General features: G+C 68.0%; 17 protein-coding genes. 2 read left to right on the top strand and 15 right to left on the bottom strand.

The features are described 5' to 3' along the window. Window positions 1–66 precede the first annotated feature (66 nt). Window positions 67–2,430, bottom strand: a complete 2,364-nt coding sequence (ppsA, locus tag CEG14_RS08720; RefSeq protein ID WP_094825993.1) for a phosphoenolpyruvate synthase — start codon at window positions 2,428–2,430, stop codon at window positions 67–69. A gap of 170 nt (window positions 2,431–2,600) precedes the next feature. Here ppsA and ppsR point away from each other — a divergent pair, with 170 nt between their 5' ends. After that, window positions 2,601–3,425 carry a posphoenolpyruvate synthetase regulatory kinase/phosphorylase PpsR gene (gene ppsR / locus CEG14_RS08715; RefSeq protein WP_094825992.1) on the top strand — a complete coding sequence of 275 codons (825 nt, stop codon included), beginning with the start codon at window positions 2,601–2,603 and terminating at the stop codon, window positions 3,423–3,425. A gap of 104 nt (window positions 3,426–3,529) precedes the next feature. Here the strand turns inward: ppsR and CEG14_RS08710 are convergent, their stop codons facing one another. The 10 genes from CEG14_RS08710 to bamA all read right to left on the bottom strand — a co-directional run bounded on the left by CEG14_RS08710 (window position 3,530) and on the right by bamA (window position 12,587). Next, complete coding sequence (locus CEG14_RS08710) at window positions 3,530–4,000, bottom strand: hypothetical protein (RefSeq protein WP_094825991.1); 471 nt, start codon at window positions 3,998–4,000, stop codon at window positions 3,530–3,532. Beyond that, complete coding sequence (locus CEG14_RS08705) at window positions 3,997–4,407, bottom strand: hypothetical protein (RefSeq protein ID WP_256985615.1); 411 nt, start codon at window positions 4,405–4,407, stop codon at window positions 3,997–3,999. Before CEG14_RS08705 ends, CEG14_RS08710 begins: the two co-directional genes overlap by 4 nt. A gap of 113 nt (window positions 4,408–4,520) precedes the next feature. Further along, on the bottom strand, window positions 4,521–5,303 hold the full coding sequence (locus CEG14_RS08700) for a TrmH family RNA methyltransferase (protein ID WP_094825990.1): 783 nt from the start codon (window positions 5,301–5,303) through the stop codon (window positions 4,521–4,523). Further along, entirely contained in the window at window positions 5,300–5,929 is a 630-nt protein-coding gene (gene rnhB, locus CEG14_RS08695) for a ribonuclease HII (protein ID WP_373454199.1), read from the bottom strand. The genes CEG14_RS08700 and rnhB overlap by 4 nt, the downstream gene beginning before the upstream one ends. A 4-nt stretch (window positions 5,930–5,933) precedes the next feature. Then, window positions 5,934–7,124 carry a lipid-A-disaccharide synthase gene (gene lpxB, locus CEG14_RS08690; RefSeq protein ID WP_094825989.1) on the bottom strand — a complete coding sequence of 397 codons (1,191 nt, stop codon included), beginning with the start codon at window positions 7,122–7,124 and terminating at the stop codon, window positions 5,934–5,936. Further along, window positions 7,121–7,915 (bottom strand): acyl-ACP--UDP-N-acetylglucosamine O-acyltransferase, encoded by a 795-nt coding sequence (gene lpxA / locus CEG14_RS08685; RefSeq protein WP_094825988.1) that lies wholly within the window; start codon window positions 7,913–7,915, stop codon window positions 7,121–7,123. The genes lpxB and lpxA overlap by 4 nt, the downstream gene beginning before the upstream one ends. Continuing rightward, on the bottom strand, window positions 7,916–8,371 hold the full coding sequence (gene fabZ, locus CEG14_RS08680) for a 3-hydroxyacyl-ACP dehydratase FabZ (protein ID WP_094825987.1): 456 nt from the start codon (window positions 8,369–8,371) through the stop codon (window positions 7,916–7,918). Between the two features lie 103 nt (window positions 8,372–8,474). Continuing rightward, window positions 8,475–9,566: a UDP-3-O-(3-hydroxymyristoyl)glucosamine N-acyltransferase gene (gene lpxD, locus CEG14_RS08675; protein ID WP_094825986.1), complete on the bottom strand. Its 1,092-nt coding sequence runs from the start codon at window positions 9,564–9,566 to the stop codon at window positions 8,475–8,477. A gap of 6 nt (window positions 9,567–9,572) precedes the next feature. Continuing rightward, window positions 9,573–10,151, bottom strand: coding sequence for an OmpH family outer membrane protein (locus CEG14_RS08670; protein ID WP_094825985.1), 579 nt, complete (start codon window positions 10,149–10,151; stop codon window positions 9,573–9,575). A gap of 150 nt (window positions 10,152–10,301) precedes the next feature. Then, window positions 10,302–12,587 carry an outer membrane protein assembly factor BamA gene (gene bamA / locus CEG14_RS08665; protein ID WP_373454184.1) on the bottom strand — a complete coding sequence of 762 codons (2,286 nt, stop codon included), beginning with the start codon at window positions 12,585–12,587 and terminating at the stop codon, window positions 10,302–10,304. On the opposite strand from bamA, the gene CEG14_RS26570 reads away from it, so the two are divergent. Continuing rightward, the gene (locus tag CEG14_RS26570) at window positions 12,504–12,725 is read left to right on the top strand and encodes a hypothetical protein (RefSeq protein ID WP_256985800.1); all 222 of its coding nucleotides are present in this window, start codon (window positions 12,504–12,506) and stop codon (window positions 12,723–12,725) included. The two genes, bamA and CEG14_RS26570, sit on opposite strands and share 84 nt — an antisense overlap. Here CEG14_RS26570 and rseP read toward each other — a convergent pair. The 4 genes from rseP to uppS all read right to left on the bottom strand — a co-directional run bounded on the left by rseP (window position 12,718) and on the right by uppS (window position 17,031). Then, the gene (gene rseP, locus CEG14_RS08660) at window positions 12,718–14,052 is read right to left on the bottom strand and encodes an RIP metalloprotease RseP (protein ID WP_094825983.1); all 1,335 of its coding nucleotides are present in this window, start codon (window positions 14,050–14,052) and stop codon (window positions 12,718–12,720) included. The genes CEG14_RS26570 and rseP overlap by 8 nt on opposite strands. Before the next feature lie 139 nt (window positions 14,053–14,191). Beyond that, window positions 14,192–15,391 carry a 1-deoxy-D-xylulose-5-phosphate reductoisomerase gene (locus CEG14_RS08655; RefSeq protein ID WP_094825982.1) on the bottom strand — a complete coding sequence of 400 codons (1,200 nt, stop codon included), beginning with the start codon at window positions 15,389–15,391 and terminating at the stop codon, window positions 14,192–14,194. Next, window positions 15,388–16,245, bottom strand: coding sequence for a phosphatidate cytidylyltransferase (locus tag CEG14_RS08650; protein WP_094825981.1), 858 nt, complete (start codon window positions 16,243–16,245; stop codon window positions 15,388–15,390). The genes CEG14_RS08655 and CEG14_RS08650 overlap by 4 nt, the downstream gene beginning before the upstream one ends. Window positions 16,246–16,269: 24 nt before the next feature. Further along, the gene (gene uppS, locus CEG14_RS08645) at window positions 16,270–17,031 is read right to left on the bottom strand and encodes a polyprenyl diphosphate synthase (protein WP_094825980.1); all 762 of its coding nucleotides are present in this window, start codon (window positions 17,029–17,031) and stop codon (window positions 16,270–16,272) included. Window positions 17,032–17,194 lie beyond the last annotated feature (163 nt).

The raw sequence follows: 17,194 nt of genomic DNA, 5'->3' as shown, positions 1-17,194 counted from the left end.
GCCGGCAGTGCGCCGGCGAGGCCTTTTTCATGGGCCCGCGCGCTGCGCGGGCCCGATGGCGATGCCTTACTTGGCGAGGTTCTGCCAGGTCTCGACCACGGTGTCCGGGTTGAGCGACATCGACAGGATGCCCTCGTCCTTGAGCCACTGGGCGAAGTCGGGATGGTCGCTGGGGCCCTGGCCGCAGATGCCGACGTACTTGTTGGCCGCCAGGCAGGCCTGGATCGCACGGCGCAGCATGAACTTGACGGCGTCGTCGCGCTCGTCGAAGTCGGCGGCCAGCAGCTCCATGCCCGAGTCACGGTCGAGGCCGAGCGTGAGCTGGGTCATGTCGTTCGAGCCGATCGAGAAGCCGTCGAAGTGCTCCAGGAACTGCTCGGCCAGGATGGCGTTGGACGGCACTTCGCACATCATGATGAGCTTCAGGCCGTTTTCGCCGCGCTTGAGGCCGTGCTTGGCCAGCAGGTCGACCACGCGCTTGGCCTGGCCCACGGTGCGCACGAACGGCACCATGATCTCGACGTTGGTCAGGCCCATTTCGTCGCGCACCTTCTTCAGCGCTTCGCATTCCATGCGGAAGCACTCGGCGAAGTCTTCGGCGATGTAGCGCGACGCGCCGCGGAAGCCCAGCATGGGGTTCTCTTCCTCGGGCTCGTAGCGCGAACCGCCGACCAGCTTGCGGTACTCGTTCGACTTGAAGTCGGACATGCGCACGATCACCGACTTGGGATAGAACGCGGCGCCGATGGTGGCGATGCCTTCGGCCAGCTTCTCGACGAAGAAGGCGCGCGGGCTGGCGTAGCCACGGGCGGCCGATTCGACCGCCTTCTTGAGCTCGCCGTCGACGTTCGGGTAGTCGAGCACGGCCTTCGGGTGAATGCCGATGTTGTTGTTGATGATGAACTCGAGACGAGCCAGGCCCACGCCCGAATTGGGGATCTGGGCGAAGTCGAAGGCCAGTTGCGGGTTGCCGACGTTCATCATGATCTTGACGTCGATCGGGGGCATGGCGCCGCGGCGCACTTCTTCCACTTCGGTCTCGATCAGGCCGTCATAGATGCGGCCTTCGTCGCCCTCGGCGCACGAGACCGTGACGTTCTGGCCTTCTTTCAGGATGTCGGTGGCTTCACCGCAGCCCACGACGGCCGGGATGCCGAGCTCGCGCGCGATGATGGCGGCGTGGCAGGTACGGCCACCCCGGTTGGTGACGATGGCCGAGGCACGCTTCATCACCGGCTCCCAGTTGGGATCGGTCATGTCGGTGACCAGCACGTCGCCGGGCTGGACGCGGTCCATTTCGGACACGTCGGCCACGATGCGCACGGGGCCGGCGCCGATCTTCTGGCCGATCGCGCGGCCGGTCACCAGCACCTGGCCGGTGGCCTTCAGGCGGTAGCGCAGCTGCACGTCGTTGGCGCCCTGCTGCGACTTCACCGTTTCCGGACGCGCCTGCAGGATGTAGATCTTGCCGTCCACGCCGTCGCGGCCCCACTCCACGTCCATCGGACGCTTGTAGTGCTGCTCGATGATCACGGCGTAGCGGGCCAGTTCGGCCACTTCGTCGTCGGTCAGGGAGTAGCGGTTGCGCTCGGACACGGGCACGTCGACGGTGCGCACGGCACGGCCTTCGGTGCGCTCGGGATCGAATTCCATCTTGATGAGCTTCGAGCCGATGCGGCGGCTGACGATCGGGTAGTGACCGTTGGCCAGCGAGGGCTTGAACACGTAGAACTCGTCGGGGTTGACCGCGCCCTGCACCACCGTTTCGCCCAGGCCGTACGACGAGGTGATGAACACCACGTCCTGGAAGCCCGATTCGGTGTCGATGGTGAACATCACGCCGGCGCTGCCCTTGTCGGAACGCACCATGCGCTGGATGCCGGCCGACAGCGCGACGTCGGCGTGCGCGTAGCCCTTGTGCACGCGATAGGAGATCGCGCGGTCGTTGTACAGCGAGGCGAACACGTGGCGGATCTTGTCGAGCACGTCTTCGACGCCGACCACGTTGAGGAAGGTTTCCTGCTGGCCGGCGAACGAGGCGTCGGGCAGATCTTCGGCCGTTGCCGACGAACGCACGGCGAACGAACCCTTGCCATCGGCGTCGAGCTTGGCGAACGACTCGCGGATGGCCTTTTCGAACTCGGCCGAGAACGGCGCCTCGATGATCCATTGACGGATCTCGGCGCCGGCGGTGGCCAGCTCGCGCACGTCTTCGGGATTCAGCGTGGTGAGACGATCTGCAATGCGCTTGTCCAGGCCGCTGGCCTTGAGGAAGTCGCGGAAAGCGTCGGCGGTGGTCGCGAAACCACCCGGCACGCGCACGCCTGCGCCTGCCAGCTGACTGATCATTTCACCAAGTGATGCGTTCTTGCCTCCTACCGAGTCCACATCCGTCATGCGGAGCTGCTCGAACGAAACGACGTACGACATTAAAGTCACCTTTTACAATGGAAAGAAAGCGAGTTTGGTAAGTGCAGCTACGCGACAGCGCCTGCGCTGACCAAACTGGCCTTGGACCGCCCTTGGGGTGACTCATACAGGGAAAGGATTGTACCCGTTCGGGTTAGTCCGTATCCTGGCCTGGTTGGAATTTTTTACATATGACGCAGACTCCTATCGAACGCACCGTTTACATCGTTTCGGACAGCACCGGCATCACGGCTGAGACCTTCAGCCACTCCGTGCTTTCGCAGTTCGATCAGGTGCAATTCAAGCCGATCCGGCTCCCTTACATCGACACCCTGGAGAAGGCGAACGAGATCGCCGCCCGCATCGATCGCAACGCGCTCGAGACCGGGGTGCCGCCGATCGTGTTCAGCACCCTGGTCAATCCCGAGATCCTGAACCGGGTGCGCCAGGCCAACGGCGTGTTCCTCGACCTGTTCGGCACCTTCGTGAGCCACATCGAACAGGCGCTGGGCCTGAAATCGAGCCATTCGATCGGGCGTTCGCACATGGCGGCCAACTCCGAGAAATACCGCAACCGGATCGACGCCATCAACTTCAGCCTGGCCCACGACGACGGCCAGTTCGTGAACCAGCTCGACCAGGCCGACGTGATCCTGGTCGGGGTGTCGCGCTGCGGCAAGACGCCGACCAGCCTCTACCTGGCCATGCAGTACGCGATCAAGGCCGCCAACTTCCCCCTCACGCCCGACGACTTCGAGCGCGGCACGCTGCCCAAGACCATCGCGCCCCACCGGGCCAAGCTGTTCGGGCTGTCGATCCAGCCCGAGCGCCTGGCCGAGGTGCGCAACGAACGCCGCCCCAACAGCGCCTACGCCCAGCTCGAGCAGTGCCGCTACGAGGTGGCCGAGGCCGAGCGCATGATGCGGCGCGAAGGCATCTCCTGGCTCTCCACCACCACCAAGTCGATCGAAGAGATCGCCACCACGGTGCTGCAGGAAGTGGGCCTGGGCCGCTGAGCGGGTCTGCGCCGGGCATGAAAAAACCGGGCCCCGGGCCCGGTTTTTTCGTCAAGCGCGGCACGCCCGGTCGGGGCGGAGCGCCCGGCTGAGGGGCGCCCGGCTCAGGGGCGGCCCGGCGTGGCGGCGCCCCACAGGCGCAGCGGCTGCATCTCGGCCTGGGCCTGCTCGGGCTCGGCCAGCTGCATCGTGAGCTTGCCCACGGTGCCGGTGCTGCCGAGGTTCTCGGCCGTGATCCGCACGTAGCGCGACTGGCCCTCGTCCAGCGCGAAGCTCACGCCGTCGCCCGTCCAGTAGAGGTTGGTGACCACATAGCTGCCCGCCGGCCGGTCGACGTAGAAGAACGCGGCCGGCTTGTTGCGACCCACCACCTCGTTGTTGACGCGCAGCTTCTGCTGCGGACCCGAGATGTTGGAGGGTTGCGGCTGGTAGAAGAAGATGCGGCCCTCGCCCGCCGCGAGCGGCGGCAGCGTGTTCTGCACCACCGAATAGCGCGGGCCGGCGCAGGCGGCCAGCGCCCCCAGCACGGCGGCCGCGGCCACGATCCGGCCGATCTGTTTGAACCACGCGCTCATTGACGCATCTCCACGGGCAGGGTCACGGGATGGGACAGCGGCGTATAGGAACGCTCGCCGGGCAGGTAGAAGCCCGCCAGCTTGCCGCCAGCGGCCACGATCCAGGCCTCCGCCTGGCGGCGGCCCTGGATCACGAAATTGCGGTCGAGCGGACGATAGACGTCGCCCTGCGCGATCGCGCCGGCGCGGCGCCAGCACGAGCCGGCCGGCAGGGTCTGGTTGGTGCCGTTGGACAGCGTGAAGATCACGTTGCGGGCCAGGCTCAGCTCATTGGCGCTGTCGACGTCGGTGACGGGCGCGAGCGCGACCTGCTGCGTACTGACGGACAGGCAGCCGCTCAGCACCATGCCGGCCGCCGCCATCAGCGCGATGCGCGCGCCGTGCTTGCGGAGAGAACGCGAGAACATGCTAGCTCCAGGGGGACGGAAGGCCGAAAGTATATTCGTCCCGCGCGAATGTTACGAATGTTTTTCGCGCTCGCCGCGCGTCCCGCTCCGGCCGGCGCCGCGGCGCCGCACCCTCAGCCGGCCAGCAGGCGCTGGCGGCGCTGTTCGAACAGGCAGATCGCCGCGGCCGCGCCCACGTTGAGCGACTCGACCGCGTCGGCGTCGTGCGGGATGTAGACCTTGCGCGCGGCGCGCGCCAGCAGCGCCGGATCGACGCCCTGCCCTTCGTGGCCGAACACCCAGGCACAAGCCGGCGGCAATGCCGCGCCGTACAGGCTGGCGCCGCCTTCCAGCGCGGTGGCGACCAGCGGCGCGGCCAGCCGCCCCGTCAGGTCGAGCAGGTCGAGGTGTTCGTGGATCTGCAGGGCGAAATGCGCGCCCTGGCCGCTGCGCAGCACCTTGGGCGACCAGGCCGCGGCGCAGCCGGTGGCGAGGAACACCTGGCGGATGCCGGCGGCCGCGCAGGTGCGCAGCAAGGTGCCCACGTTGCCCGGGTCCTGGATGCGGTCGAACAGCACGCAATCGCCGTCGATGCGCGCGGGCAGCGCCGGCGCCGGCGGCTCGACCACGAACAGCACGCCCTGCTCCGCCTCGACCGTGGCCACGGCGTGCAGCAGACGGGTGTCGAGGGCGAGACAGCGCTCGGGCGGCACGGCGCGCGCCAGCGCGGCGATGGCGGGCTGGTCCAGCCGCGCCACGTCGAACACGGCCTGCACCGGCACGCCGCCGTGGGCCAGCCACGCCTCGCACAGGTGCACGCCGTCGAGCAGCGCGGGCGCGCCGCGTCGGCCGGCGCCCTGCGCCAGCTTGATCAATGCCTTGACGGCCGGGTTGTCGCGCGAACTGATGTGTTTCATGCCACGGCGCCGACCAGCGCGGCCGGCACGAAATAGGCCTTGATCGGCGCGAAGCTGCGGCGATGCTCGGGGCACGGACCGTGATCGCGCAGGCGCTCCAGATGCAGCGCGGTGCCGTAGCCCTTGTGCTGGTCGAACGCATACTGCGGATACAGCGTGTGCAGGCGCAGCAGGTCCGCGTCGCGCGCCGTCTTGGCCAGGATCGAGGCGGCCGAGATGGCGGGCACCAGCGCATCGCCCTTGACCACGGTCTGCACCGCGCAGCGCAGCCGCGGCGACTGATTGCCGTCGATCATGGCGAGCTCGGGCGCGTGCGCCAGGCCCTGCACCGCGCGCTCCATGGCGAGCATGGTGGCGCGCAGGATGTTCATGCTGTCGATCTCGTCGACGCTGGCGCTGGCGATGCACCAGGCGAACGCCTCGGCCTGGATCTGCAGCGCGAGCGCCTCGCGCCGCTCCGACTTCAGGATCTTGGAATCGGCCAGGCCGTCGATGGTGCGCGCCGGATCGAGGATCACGGCGGCCGCGTAGACGGCGCCGGCGAGCGGGCCGCGCCCGGCCTCGTCCACGCCGGCCACGGCCTGCGGCGCGAATACCGGCGCGCCGAACATGTCGGCCTGCACCACGACCTCAACGCCCGCCATGCGCCACCTCCAGAATGGCCTGTGCCGCCAGCGCAGGCGTGTCGCGCAGCAGCTCCTGGTGCATGGCGGTGAAACGCGCCTCGACCCGGTTGCGGTTGGCCTCGTCGGTCAGGGCCATCCAGGTCGCGTCGGCCAGCGCCTGCGGCGTGGCGTCGTCCTGCAGCACCTCGGGCACGGCGAAGTCGCGCAGCAACACGTTGGGCAGCCCCACCCACGGGAGATAGGGCCGCTGCTGGCCCGACTTCCAGGACATGATGCGGCGCATCCAGGGCGACAGCACGTAGGAGATGACCATCGGCCGCTTGTACAGCGCGGTCTCGAGCGTGGCGGTGCCGCTGGCCACCAGCACCGCGGTGCTGGCCTCCATCACGCTCCAGGCCACCGGCTTGCCGCCGGCGTCTTCCTGGAGGTCTTCCGCCGTGACCACGCGCAGATTGCGCACCGGGTGCTGCGCCAGGATCTGCTCGAACTCGGCGCGGCGCTGCGCGTTGACCATGGGCACCACGCACTGCAGCGCCGGATCGCGCGCCTGCAGCAGGCGCGCGGCCTCGAGAAAGCGCGGCGCGAGCAGGCGGATCTCCGACGAGCGGCTGCCCGGCAGGATCGCGAGGATCGCGGCGTCCTGGTCGAGCCCGAGACGGCGGCGCGCGGCCTCGCGGTCGGGCTGCATCGGGATCGCGCCCGCCAGCGGATGGCCGACGTACGTGACCGGGATGTTTTCTTTCCGGTAGATCTCTTCCTCGAACGGGAAGAGCACCAGCATGTGCGACACCGACGCGCGGATCTTGTGGATGCGCTCATAGCGCCAGGCCCAGATCGAGGGTCCGACGAAATGCACGGTGGGCGTGCCGGCCTGGCGCAGCTGCTGCTCCAGGCGCAGGTTGAAGTCGGGCGCGTCGATGCCCACGAACACCTGCGGCGGCTCGGCCAGCCAGCGCTTCTTCACGTCGCCGTAGATCGACAGCAGGCTGGGGATGCGCTTGAGCGCATCGACGTAGCCGAACACCGTGAGCGCGTGCATCGGATGCCAGGCGTCGAAGCCGCGCGCGAGCATCTGCGGGCCGCCGATGCCTTCGCAATGCACATCGGGGGCATGCGCATGCAGGCCCCCGATGATCCGACCGGCCAGCAGGTCGCCCGAAGGCTCGCCGGCCACCATGCCGATACGCAGACTCATGGCCTGATGATGCCGCGGTTGGACCCGTCGAGGAAGTCGAGCAGCGTCTGCAGCTGCTCGGCGACCTCGGGCTCGGATTGCTGGCGGGCACGCAGCTCGGCGCGCGCCTCGTCGAGCGACAGGCCGCGGCGATAGATCAGCTTGTAGGCGTCACGCAGCGCCGACACCTGGGCCGGCGTGAAACCGCGCCGCTTCAGGCCCTCGACGTTGATGCCCACCGGGCGGCAGGGATTGCCGGCGCCCAGCACGAACGGCGGCGTGTCCTGCATGAGCGAGCTGTTGCCGCCCGTCATGCTGTGTGCGCCGATCTTGGAGAACTGGTGCACGCCCGTCAGGCCGCCCACGATGGCCCAGTCGCCGACGTGCACGTGGCCACCGAGCTGCACCGAATTGGCGAGGATCGTGTTGTTGCCGATATGGCAGTCGTGCGCGATGTGCACGTAGGCCATGATCCAGTTGTCGTTGCCCACCGTGGTCACGCCGCCGTCCTGCACCGTGCCGGTGTTGAACGTCGTGAACTCGCGCACGGTGTTGCGATCGCCGATCACCAGACGCGTCGGCTCGCCCGCATACTTCTTGTCCTGCGGCATGCCGCCGATCGAGCAGAAGCGGTAGAAATGATTGTCGCGGCCGATGGTGGTCACGCCGTCGACCACGCAGTGCGGGCCGATCTGGGTGCCGGCACCGATCGTGACACCGGGGCCCACCACCGAGTAGGCACCGATGACGGCCGTGCTGTCGATTTGCGCGGCGGGATCGATCACCGCGGTGGGATGGATGTTTCCGGACATTTACTCTTCCAGGCTACGGATCGCGCACATCAGCTTGGCTTCGGCCACGAGCTGGCCGTCGACCAGGGCACGACCCTGATACTTGCAGATCGCGCGCGACAGGCGCTCGGCTTCGACCTCGATGCGCAGCTGGTCGCCGGGCACCACGGGGCGGCGGAAGCGCGCGCCATCGACACCCACCAGATAATACGCCGTCTTGCCCGCCTCGCTCTTGAGACCGCCATTCTCGTCGGTGAACGAGAACAGGGCCGAGGCCTGCGCCATCGCTTCGATGATGAGCACGCCCGGCATCACGGGATGATGCGGGAAGTGGCCCTCGAAGAAAGGCTCGTTGATCGACACGTTTTTCAGCGCCACGATGGACTTGCCGGGCACCATCTCCAGCACGCGATCGATCAGCAGCATCGGGTAGCGATGCGGCAGACGTTCCATTATCCCCTTGATGTCGAGTTCCATGTCGTTCTTTCCTGCGATATGAGTAATGTTGTCAGCACGGCCGCCGGGCGCGCGCCACCGCGGACCGGAGGGGTCCGCCTGCGCGCTGCCCGGCGGCTGCGCCCTATTCCTGTTCCAGCGTGCGCACGCGGCGACGCAGTTTCGACAGCTGTTGTATCACGGCGGCATTGCGCTGCCATTCGCCATGCTCGGCGTACGGATACACGCCGGTGTAGCGGCCCGGCTTGGTGATGTTCGAGGTCACCGCCGTGCCACCGGAAATGTGCACGTCGTCGCCCAGCGTGAGGTGGCCCGACAGCATCGCGGCGCCGCCGATGGTGCAGCGTTCGCCGATGCTGGTGGAGCCCGCCACGCCGACGCAGGCGGCAATCGCCGTGTGGGCGCCGATGCGCACGTTGTGCGCCACCATGATCTGGTTGTCGAGCTTGACGCCGTCGGCAATGACGGTGTCGTCGAGCGCGCCGCGGTCGATGGTGGTGTTGGCGCCGATCTCGACGTCGTTGCCCACGCTGACCGAGCCGAGCTGCGGAATCTTGCCCCAGGCGCCCTTGCCCAGCGTGGGATCGGGCGCGAAGCCGAAGCCGTCGGCGCCCAGCACGGCACCGCTGTGCAGGATGCAGCGCTCACCGACGCGCACGCCCTCGTAGAGCGTGACGCGCGGATGCAGCACGGTATCCGCACCCACCTGGGCACCCGCGCCGATGACGCAGCCTGCGCCGATGCGCGCGCCGCGGCCGATGCGGGCACCGGACTCGATCACGCACTGGGCAGCGATGCTCGCGCCGGATTCGATCAGCGCGTCGGGCGCCACCACGGCGCTGGGATGCACGCCCGGCACGGCGGCCGGACGCCGGGCGGCGTCGAACCATTGCGCAAGGCGCGCATACAGCAGATACGGGTGTTTGCAGACGACGCGCACGAAAGCGGCCGCGCCCTGCTCGCGCAGGGCCTCGGCCACTTCGGGGGTAACGATCACCGCGCCGGCACGCGTGGTGGCCAGTTGGCTTTGATAACGCGGGTTCGACAGGAAACTGATTTCCTGCGGACCCGCGTTCGAGAGCGTGCCCAGGCCCAGGATCTGCGGCGCTTCAGCGCCCTGGATCCCGTCGAGCTGCCAGTCCAGGCCCTGAATGTTGGCCCCGGCGAGCAAGGCGTCGAGCCTTGGCGCCCGGGCGGTGTCCAGCAGAACCGGCATAAGCGATCAGCGACCCAGGGCCTGGATCACCTTGTCGGTGATGTCGATGCGCGGGTTGACCGTGACGGCGTCCTGGACGATCAGGTCGTAGTTCTCTTGCTCGGCGATGCGCTTGATGGCGTCGTTCGCTTTGGTGACGATGCCCGAGAACTCTTCGTTGCGGCGACGGTTGAAGTCTTCCTGGAACTCGCGGCGCTTGCGCTGCAGGTCCATGTCGAGGTTCGACAGTTCGCGCTGGCGCTTGACGCGATCCGACTCGGACAGCACGGGGGCGTCCTTGTCGAACTTCTCGGCCTGGCTGCGCAGCTTGCTGGTCAGGCTGTCGAGCTCGTCGCTGCGGCGCTTGAATTCCGATTCGATCTTGCTTTGGGCGGCCTTGGCCGGACCCGAGTCACGCAGGATCCGCTCCGTGTTCACGAAGCCGATCTTCGTGCCTTGCGCCTGCGCGGTCGAAACGACAGCTGCTTGACCGAGCACCAGCGCACCCATCAGCGCCAGCGAGGTACCGAGCTTGCGACCGGCACGCGAGCCGGCAACGGCGACGCGCATGGAACCCGAATTGTTGAGTGCGAAATCAGACATCATGAAAATCTCACCTTCGAATGAGGTAAAGCAAAACAATATTGTGCCACTAATCCACGAGTGAGCCAGCCAGCGGCCGGAATCCCCATGTTTTCAGGCGTAACCGTTCTCAGCTGAGGACCGCCTGGCGCGGTTCTCAGCCGAGGTGCCGGATCAGAAACCGGTGCCGATCTGGAACTGGAAGCTCTGCGTGTCGTCGCCCGGCTTGGAGTTGAGCGGACGGGCATACGACAGTTGCAGCGGGCCCAGCGGCGACTGCCACGACAGGCCGATACCGGCCGAGTAGCGCCAGCCGCAAGGATCCTCGACTTCGCTGTTGTTCTTGCCGGCCGTGCACTGCATGCCACTGCCTGCCGAAACCTGGCCGGCGTCGGCGAACACGAACCAGCGCAGCGTGCGGTCTTTCGAGGCGCCCGGGAACGGCAGGTAGAGCTGCGCGTTGGCGATGATCCGGCGCGAACCGCCGAGGTAGTCGCCGGTGAGCGAGTCACGCGGGCCGAGCGAGGCGCCTTCGTAGCCGCGCACGGTGCCGATACCGCCGCCATAGACGTTCTTGATGACCGGGTAGTCGAGGCCGCCGTAGCTGCGGCCGTAGTCGACCATGCCGTTCAGGGCCAGCGTGTAGCTGCGGCCCAGCGGCACGTAGTACTGCTGCTGAGCGGTCAGCAGGTAGTACTTCAGGTCCATCGTGGAGAAGTCACCCTTCAGGCGGGTGTAGGAACCCTTGTTCGGCGCCAGCGCGCTGTCGCGGGTGTCCTTGGACCAGCCCGCGTTGAAGATGAACGCGTTGGTCGAGTCGCCGTACTGGTCGACGAAGTTGCGATAGGCCAGCGGCGAGTTGTTGTACAGGTCGATCTGGTTGCGTTCGAACGTGCCGCCCAGGAAGATCCGGTCGTATTCCGAGATCGGGACGCCGAAGTTCATGCCCAGGCCCATGGCCTTGACGCGGTAATCGCCGTCGTTGTTGTTCCAGGGCTCGGTGACGCGGTAGTAGGCCGAGCTGGTGCGGCTGATGCCGTCCTTAGTGAAGTACGGATCGGTGTGCGAGAGCACGACGGCGCGGTTGGTCTTGCTGGTGTTGACCTGCAAGGACAGGTTGGTGCCGCTGCCGAACACGTTGTCTTCGGAGATACCGGCCGACAGGATCGCCTTTTCGGACGAGCCATAGCCCACGCCGAGGTTGATCATGCCGGTGGGCTTTTCCTTCACGTCGACGTTGACGTCGACCTGGTCGGGCGAGCCCGGCACCGGATCGGTCTTGACGTTGACTTCGTTGAAGTAGCCCAGGCGGTCGACGCGATCGCGCGAGACCTTGATGTCGCCGGCGTCGTACCAGGCGGCTTCCTGCTGGCGCATTTCGCGGCGCACGACTTCGTCGCGGGTGCGGGTGTTGCCACCCACCTGGATGCGGCGCACGTACACGCGGCGGCTCGGGTCGACGTAGAACGTGACGTCGGCCTCGTGCTTGGCGCGATCGAGCTGCGGATTCGGGTTGACGTTGGCGAAGGCGTAGCCGAGTTCGCCGAGGTAGTCGGTGATCGCCTTGGCCGAGTTGTTGGCCTGCGCGGCCGAGAAGGTCTCGCCTGCCTTCACTTCGATCAGCTTGTTGATCTCGGTGTCCAGGCCCAGCAGGTTGCCGGCCAGCTTGACGCTGCGCACCTTGTAGGGCTCGCCTTCATGCACCGTGACGGTGATGTAGATGTCCTTGCGGTCGGGCGAGATCGTGACCTGCGGCGGCTCGACGGTGAATTCGAGGTAGCCCTGGTCGAGGTAGAACGAGCGCAGGCGCTCGATGTCGCCCTCGAGCTTTTCGCGCGAGTACTTGTCGGTGTTGGTGTACCACGTGAGCCAGCCCGGCGTGGTCAGGTCGAACTGATCCAGCAGGTCGCTCTCGGAGAAGGCCTTGTTGCCGACCACGCGGATCTCGCGGATCTTGGCGACGTCGCCCTCGAACACGTCGAAGCTCACGCCGACGCGGTTGCGCGGCAGCGGCGTGACGGTGGCCGTGACTTCGACGCCGTACTTGCCCTTGCCGAGGTATTGTTCCTTGAGCTCGTATTCGGCGCGCTCGAGCATCGACTGATCGAAGATGCGGCCTTCGCCGAAACCCACCTGCGCCAGCGACTTGATGATGTTCTTCGAGTCGAACTCACGCATGCCGTTGAAGTTGATCGAGGCGATGGTGGGACGCTCGGCGACCACGACGACGACGACGTTGTTGTCGGTCTGGATCTGCACGTCGCTGAAGAAGCCCGTGCCGTACAGGCGGCGCACCGCTTCGGTGGCGTCCTGTTCGGTGAACTTCTCGCCGACCTTCACCGGCAGATAACCGAACACCGTGCCGGCGTCGGTCCGTTGGATGCCCTCAACGCGAATGTCGCGCACGACGAAGGGGTCGAAGGCATGGGCAAGCGCCGGCAAGAGCAGAGCGGCAAGCAAGCTCGGCAGTTTGGCCTTTTTGAAAAAGCCTTTTTCTTGCATATCGCTCCTGGAATCAATCATCCGGCGAAAAGACATCCTTTGCTATCCTCGGTCGTGCAAATGGCGGGGGATTTTATTCGATTCGCGTCTATGTGAACAGACGCGCAAAATCGTTGAACAGGGCCAGGCCCATCAAGCAGGCGAGCAGACCGACACCGGCCCGCTGTCCGATATCGATCCAGCGGTCAGGCACGGGGCGCCCACGGACGATTTCGACGAGATAGTACAGCAGATGCCCCCCATCCAGCAGCGGGATGGGAAGCAGATTCAAAACCCCGATGCTGATGCTGATGAGCGCCAGGTAGGCAATATAGGCCTCGAGACCGATCCGGGCGGTCTGGCCGGCGTAATCCGCGATCGTGACCGGGCCGCTGATATTGCGCCAGGACACATCGCCCATCACCATCCGGCCCATCATGCGCAGCGACAGCCAGGCCGTGTCCCAGGTGCGTTCGGCGCCGCGCGCCACGCTCTCGAAAATGCCGTAGCGCTGCGTGACCATGGGCACGTCGCCGCCGAGCTGCACGCCGATGCGGCCGATCTGGCGGCCCTGCACCTCTTCGGCGCGCGGCACGATCGCCAGCGACACGGGCGCGCCGTCGCGGATCACCGTGAGGGCCATGGACTGGCCCGGATGCTGCTGGATCAGGCCCACCAGCGCACCGGCGTCGAGCCCTTCGGCCTCGCCCGCCTTGACGATCAGGTCGCCCTGGCGCAGTCCGGCCGCCTCCCCTGCCCCGCCGGCGATCACGTCGCGCACCACCGGCTTGGGCTGGGCCAGCCGCAGGCCGAGGGCAACCATGGGGTCGCCGTCGGCCGGGTCCATGCGGTTGCCGGCGGGCACGACCAGGCGCAGATCACGCGCCCGGCCGGCCGCGTCCTGGACGCGCACGTCGAGGCTGCCGCCGACCGACAGCAGGTCGAGCAGGCGCCAGCGCGCGTCGGCCCAGGATTCGATGGCCTGGCCGCCGACGGACTGGATGCGGTCGCCGGCCTGGAAGCCGGCCTGGGCGGCGGGCGTATCCGCCACGGGCGCGCCGACGATCGGCGCCGGCACCTGCGTGCCGACCAGGTTGATGCCGGCATAGAGCACGATGGCGAGCAGCAGATTGGCGATCGGGCCCGCGGCCACGATGGCGATGCGCTGGCCCACCGGCTTGGCATTGAAGCTGCGCTTGACCTCGGAGAGCGGCGCGCCCACGGGCGCGTCGTCCTGCATCTTGACGTAGCCGCCGAGCGGGATGGCCGACAGCGCCCATTCGGTGCCGTGGCGGTCGCGGCGGCGCCAGATCACCCGGCCGAAGCCCCAGGAAAAGCGCAACACGCGCACGCCGCACAGGCGCGCGACCCAGTAGTGGCCGAGCTCGTGGAAGGTGATGAGGGTGCCGAGCGCGACTGCGAAGGCCAGCAAGGTGAAAATCATGGTGCGTACCTACTCAGATGCGCGTATATCGGAAAGCGCTTGCCTCTAACCCCTGCCCGGTGCGGCGCACCGGCCCGGCCTTGCATGGATGGCGCCTGCCCGCGGCATCGCCGGGGCCCGCCTGCAGCGCGCCGGGGCCTCAGGCCGTGCCCAGGTCGCCCGCGTAGTGGCGCACCGCGAGGTCGAGCGCAAGCACGTCATCCAAGCCGGCGAGCGTAACAGATGCCTGCCCGGCCTGCCACTCCAGCGCGGCGGCGATGACCCGGGGAATCCAGGTATACGGCAGGCGGCCCTCCAGAAAGGCCGCCACGGCGACCTCGTTGGCGGCGTTGAGCGTGATGCAGGCGGCCTGCCCGGCGCGCAGCGCCTGGAACGACAGGTCGAGACAGGGAAAGCGCGCCAGATCGGGCGCCTCGAAGTCGAGCCGCCCCCAGCGCGTCAGGTCGAGCGGGCTGACGCCGCTCTCGAGCCGGTCGGGGAAACCGAGCCCGTAGGAAATCGGGGTACGCATGTCGGGCTGGCCGAGCTGCGCCAGCACCGAGCCGTCGTCGTACTGCACCATCGAGTGCACCACGCTCTGCGGGTGGATCACGACCTCGATGCGGTCGGCGGGCATGGCGAACAGCCAGTGCGCCTCGATGACCTCCAGCCCCTTGTTGAGCATGGTGGCCGAGTCGACCGAGATCTTGCGGCCCATGCTCCAGTTGGGGTGGGCGCAGGCCTGTTCGGGCGTGACCGAATGCAGGTCGGCCGGATCATGGCGGCGGAACGGGCCGCCCGAGGCGGTCAGGATGAGCTTGCGCACGCCGAGCGCGGGCGCCTCGGGCGCGCCGGCGCGCCCGCCATGCGGCAGGCACTGGAAGATCGCGTTGTGTTCGCTGTCGATCGGCAGCAGCTCGGCGCCGGCGTCGCGCACGGCGGCCATGAACAGCGCACCGGCGGCGACCAGCGCCTCCTTGTTGGCCAGCAGCACGCGCTTGCCGGCGCGGGCGGCGGCCAGCGCGGCCGGCAGACCGGCGGCGCCGACGATGGCGGCCATCACGGTGGTGCATTCGGGCGCCGCGGCGACCCCGGCCAGCGCCTCGGCGCCGACCCGCACCTCGGGCAGCGTGGCGCGGGCGGGCCAGGCGGCCAGGAAGCGGGCGCGGGCCTCGTCGCTCGGCACGACCACGACCGCCGCGCCGGTGGCCAGGGCCTGCTCGGCCAGGCGTTCCATCCGGCTATAGGCGGACAGCGCATACACCGCCAGCCGGTCCGGGTGGCGGGCAATCACATCCAGGGTACTTTCGCCGATCGAGCCGGTGGAGCCCAGCACGGCGATGCGTTGAAAACCGCTCAAAACAACACTCCAGTCAAGAGCAAGGCGATCGGCGCCACCGGCAGGATGGCGTCGATACGGTCGTAGACGCCGCCATGGCCGGGCAGGAGCGCGCTGGAATCCTTGACGCCGGCACGGCGCTTGAGCAAGGACTCGAACAGGTCGCCCACGATCGACACGACGCCGAGGATGGCGCCCGCGGGGATGGCCAGCAGCCAGCCACCGCGCGCGAACAGATCCGCCGCGTAGGTGCCCGCATACTGGCCCGAGATGACGATCCACAGCACCGCGCCGCCCACGCCCGCCACGGCGCCGGCGATGGTCTTGCCCGGGCTGACCTTGGGCGCCAGCTTGCGCTTGCCGAAGGCCCGGCCGGCGAAATAGGCGGCGATGTCGGCGATCCACACCAGCGCCAGCAGCGAGATCACGTAGACCCAGCCGCGCGCCATGAACCACAGCGCCAGCACCGACCAGGCGGCCAGCACGGCCAGCACGGAAAAGGCCGACCAGCCCAGGCTCGCCGGCGGCGCGTCGGCGCGGCCGCGATACACGGCGGTCCAGGCGCAGACCAGCCAGATCAGCGCGACCACGGGCACCAGCCACTGCAGCAGCGCAACCGCGATCTGCGCGCCCGCCGGCGCGCCGCCCAGCCACAGGTGGGCCAGGCCCAGCATCACGGCGAACAGCACCACGGGCACGCCCACGGCGACCGCGCGGCTCGGCGGCTGCGGCAGCGTCAGGCGCAGCCACTCCCAGTTGGCGCAGGCGGCGCCCAGCGCCAGCAGCGCCACGAACCACCAGGGATTGGGCGCGGCCAGAGCGGCGGCCAGGACGGCAAGAAGAACAATCGCGGTGACGATACGCTGGCCGAGCATGGGGCGGACTCCGATGTACAGGGGTTAGCGCTTGGCTTCGCGCAATTGCGCGCTGGTGCGCCCGAAGCGGCGCTCGCGGGTGCGATACCACTCGAACGCGGCATCGAGCGCGGTGGCGTCGATGTCGGGCCAATACTGGTCGGTGAAGAACAGCTCGGTGTAGCTGAGCTGCCAGATGAGGAAATTCGAGATGCGCTGCTCGCCGCCGGTGCGGATGAACAGGTCGGGCTCGGGGGCCCAGGCCATCGACAGGTGCTCGGAGAGCGCGGCCTCGTCGATGGCGTCGGGATTGGCCGCCAGCTCGGGGCGCGCGCGCAGCATGGCGCGGGTGGCCTGGAGGATGTCCCAGCGTCCGCCGTAATTGGCGGCCACGGTGAGGTGCAGGCGGTCGTTGCCAGCGGTGCGGGCCTGGGCGTCTTCGATCAGCTCGCGCAGGCGCGGCTCGAAGGCGGACAGGTCGCCCACCACGTGCAGCCGCACGCCCTGCTCCTGCAGCTTGCCGACCTCGCGCTCGAGCGCCTGCACGAACAGGCGCATCAGCAGCGTGACCTCGTCGGCCGGACGGCGCCAGTTCTCGGAGCTGAAGGCGAACAGCGTGAGATAGCGCACGCCGCGCCGACCGCAGGCCTCGACCACGCGGCGCACCGCCTGGACTCCCTTGGCATGACCCGCGGTGCGCGGCAGATGCCGGCGCGTGGCCCAACGGCCGTTGCCGTCCATGATGATGGCGACGTGCTGAGGGACGTCCTGGGTTTCGGGAACCGCCTGGGTAGAACTGATGACCATAGAGATGAAAGCCTAGCGGAGTGACGGGCGCCGGCACACTGTACGAAGCCAGAAAAAACCTGCGCCGTCCCCGGGATCGCGCACCGCCGGGCCTGGCGGCAGCGCGGCGGTGACGGCGCCTGTGCAGTGCATTGCACGACCCACCCCCGGCTTGCGGCCGGCG

The sequence above is a fragment of the Bordetella genomosp. 1 genome (assembly GCF_002261335.1).
Taxonomy (GTDB): Bacteria; Pseudomonadota; Gammaproteobacteria; order Burkholderiales; family Burkholderiaceae_B; genus Bordetella.
Note: the sequence above shows the minus strand (reverse complement) of the source record. Positions and strands in the feature narration are given on the sequence as shown.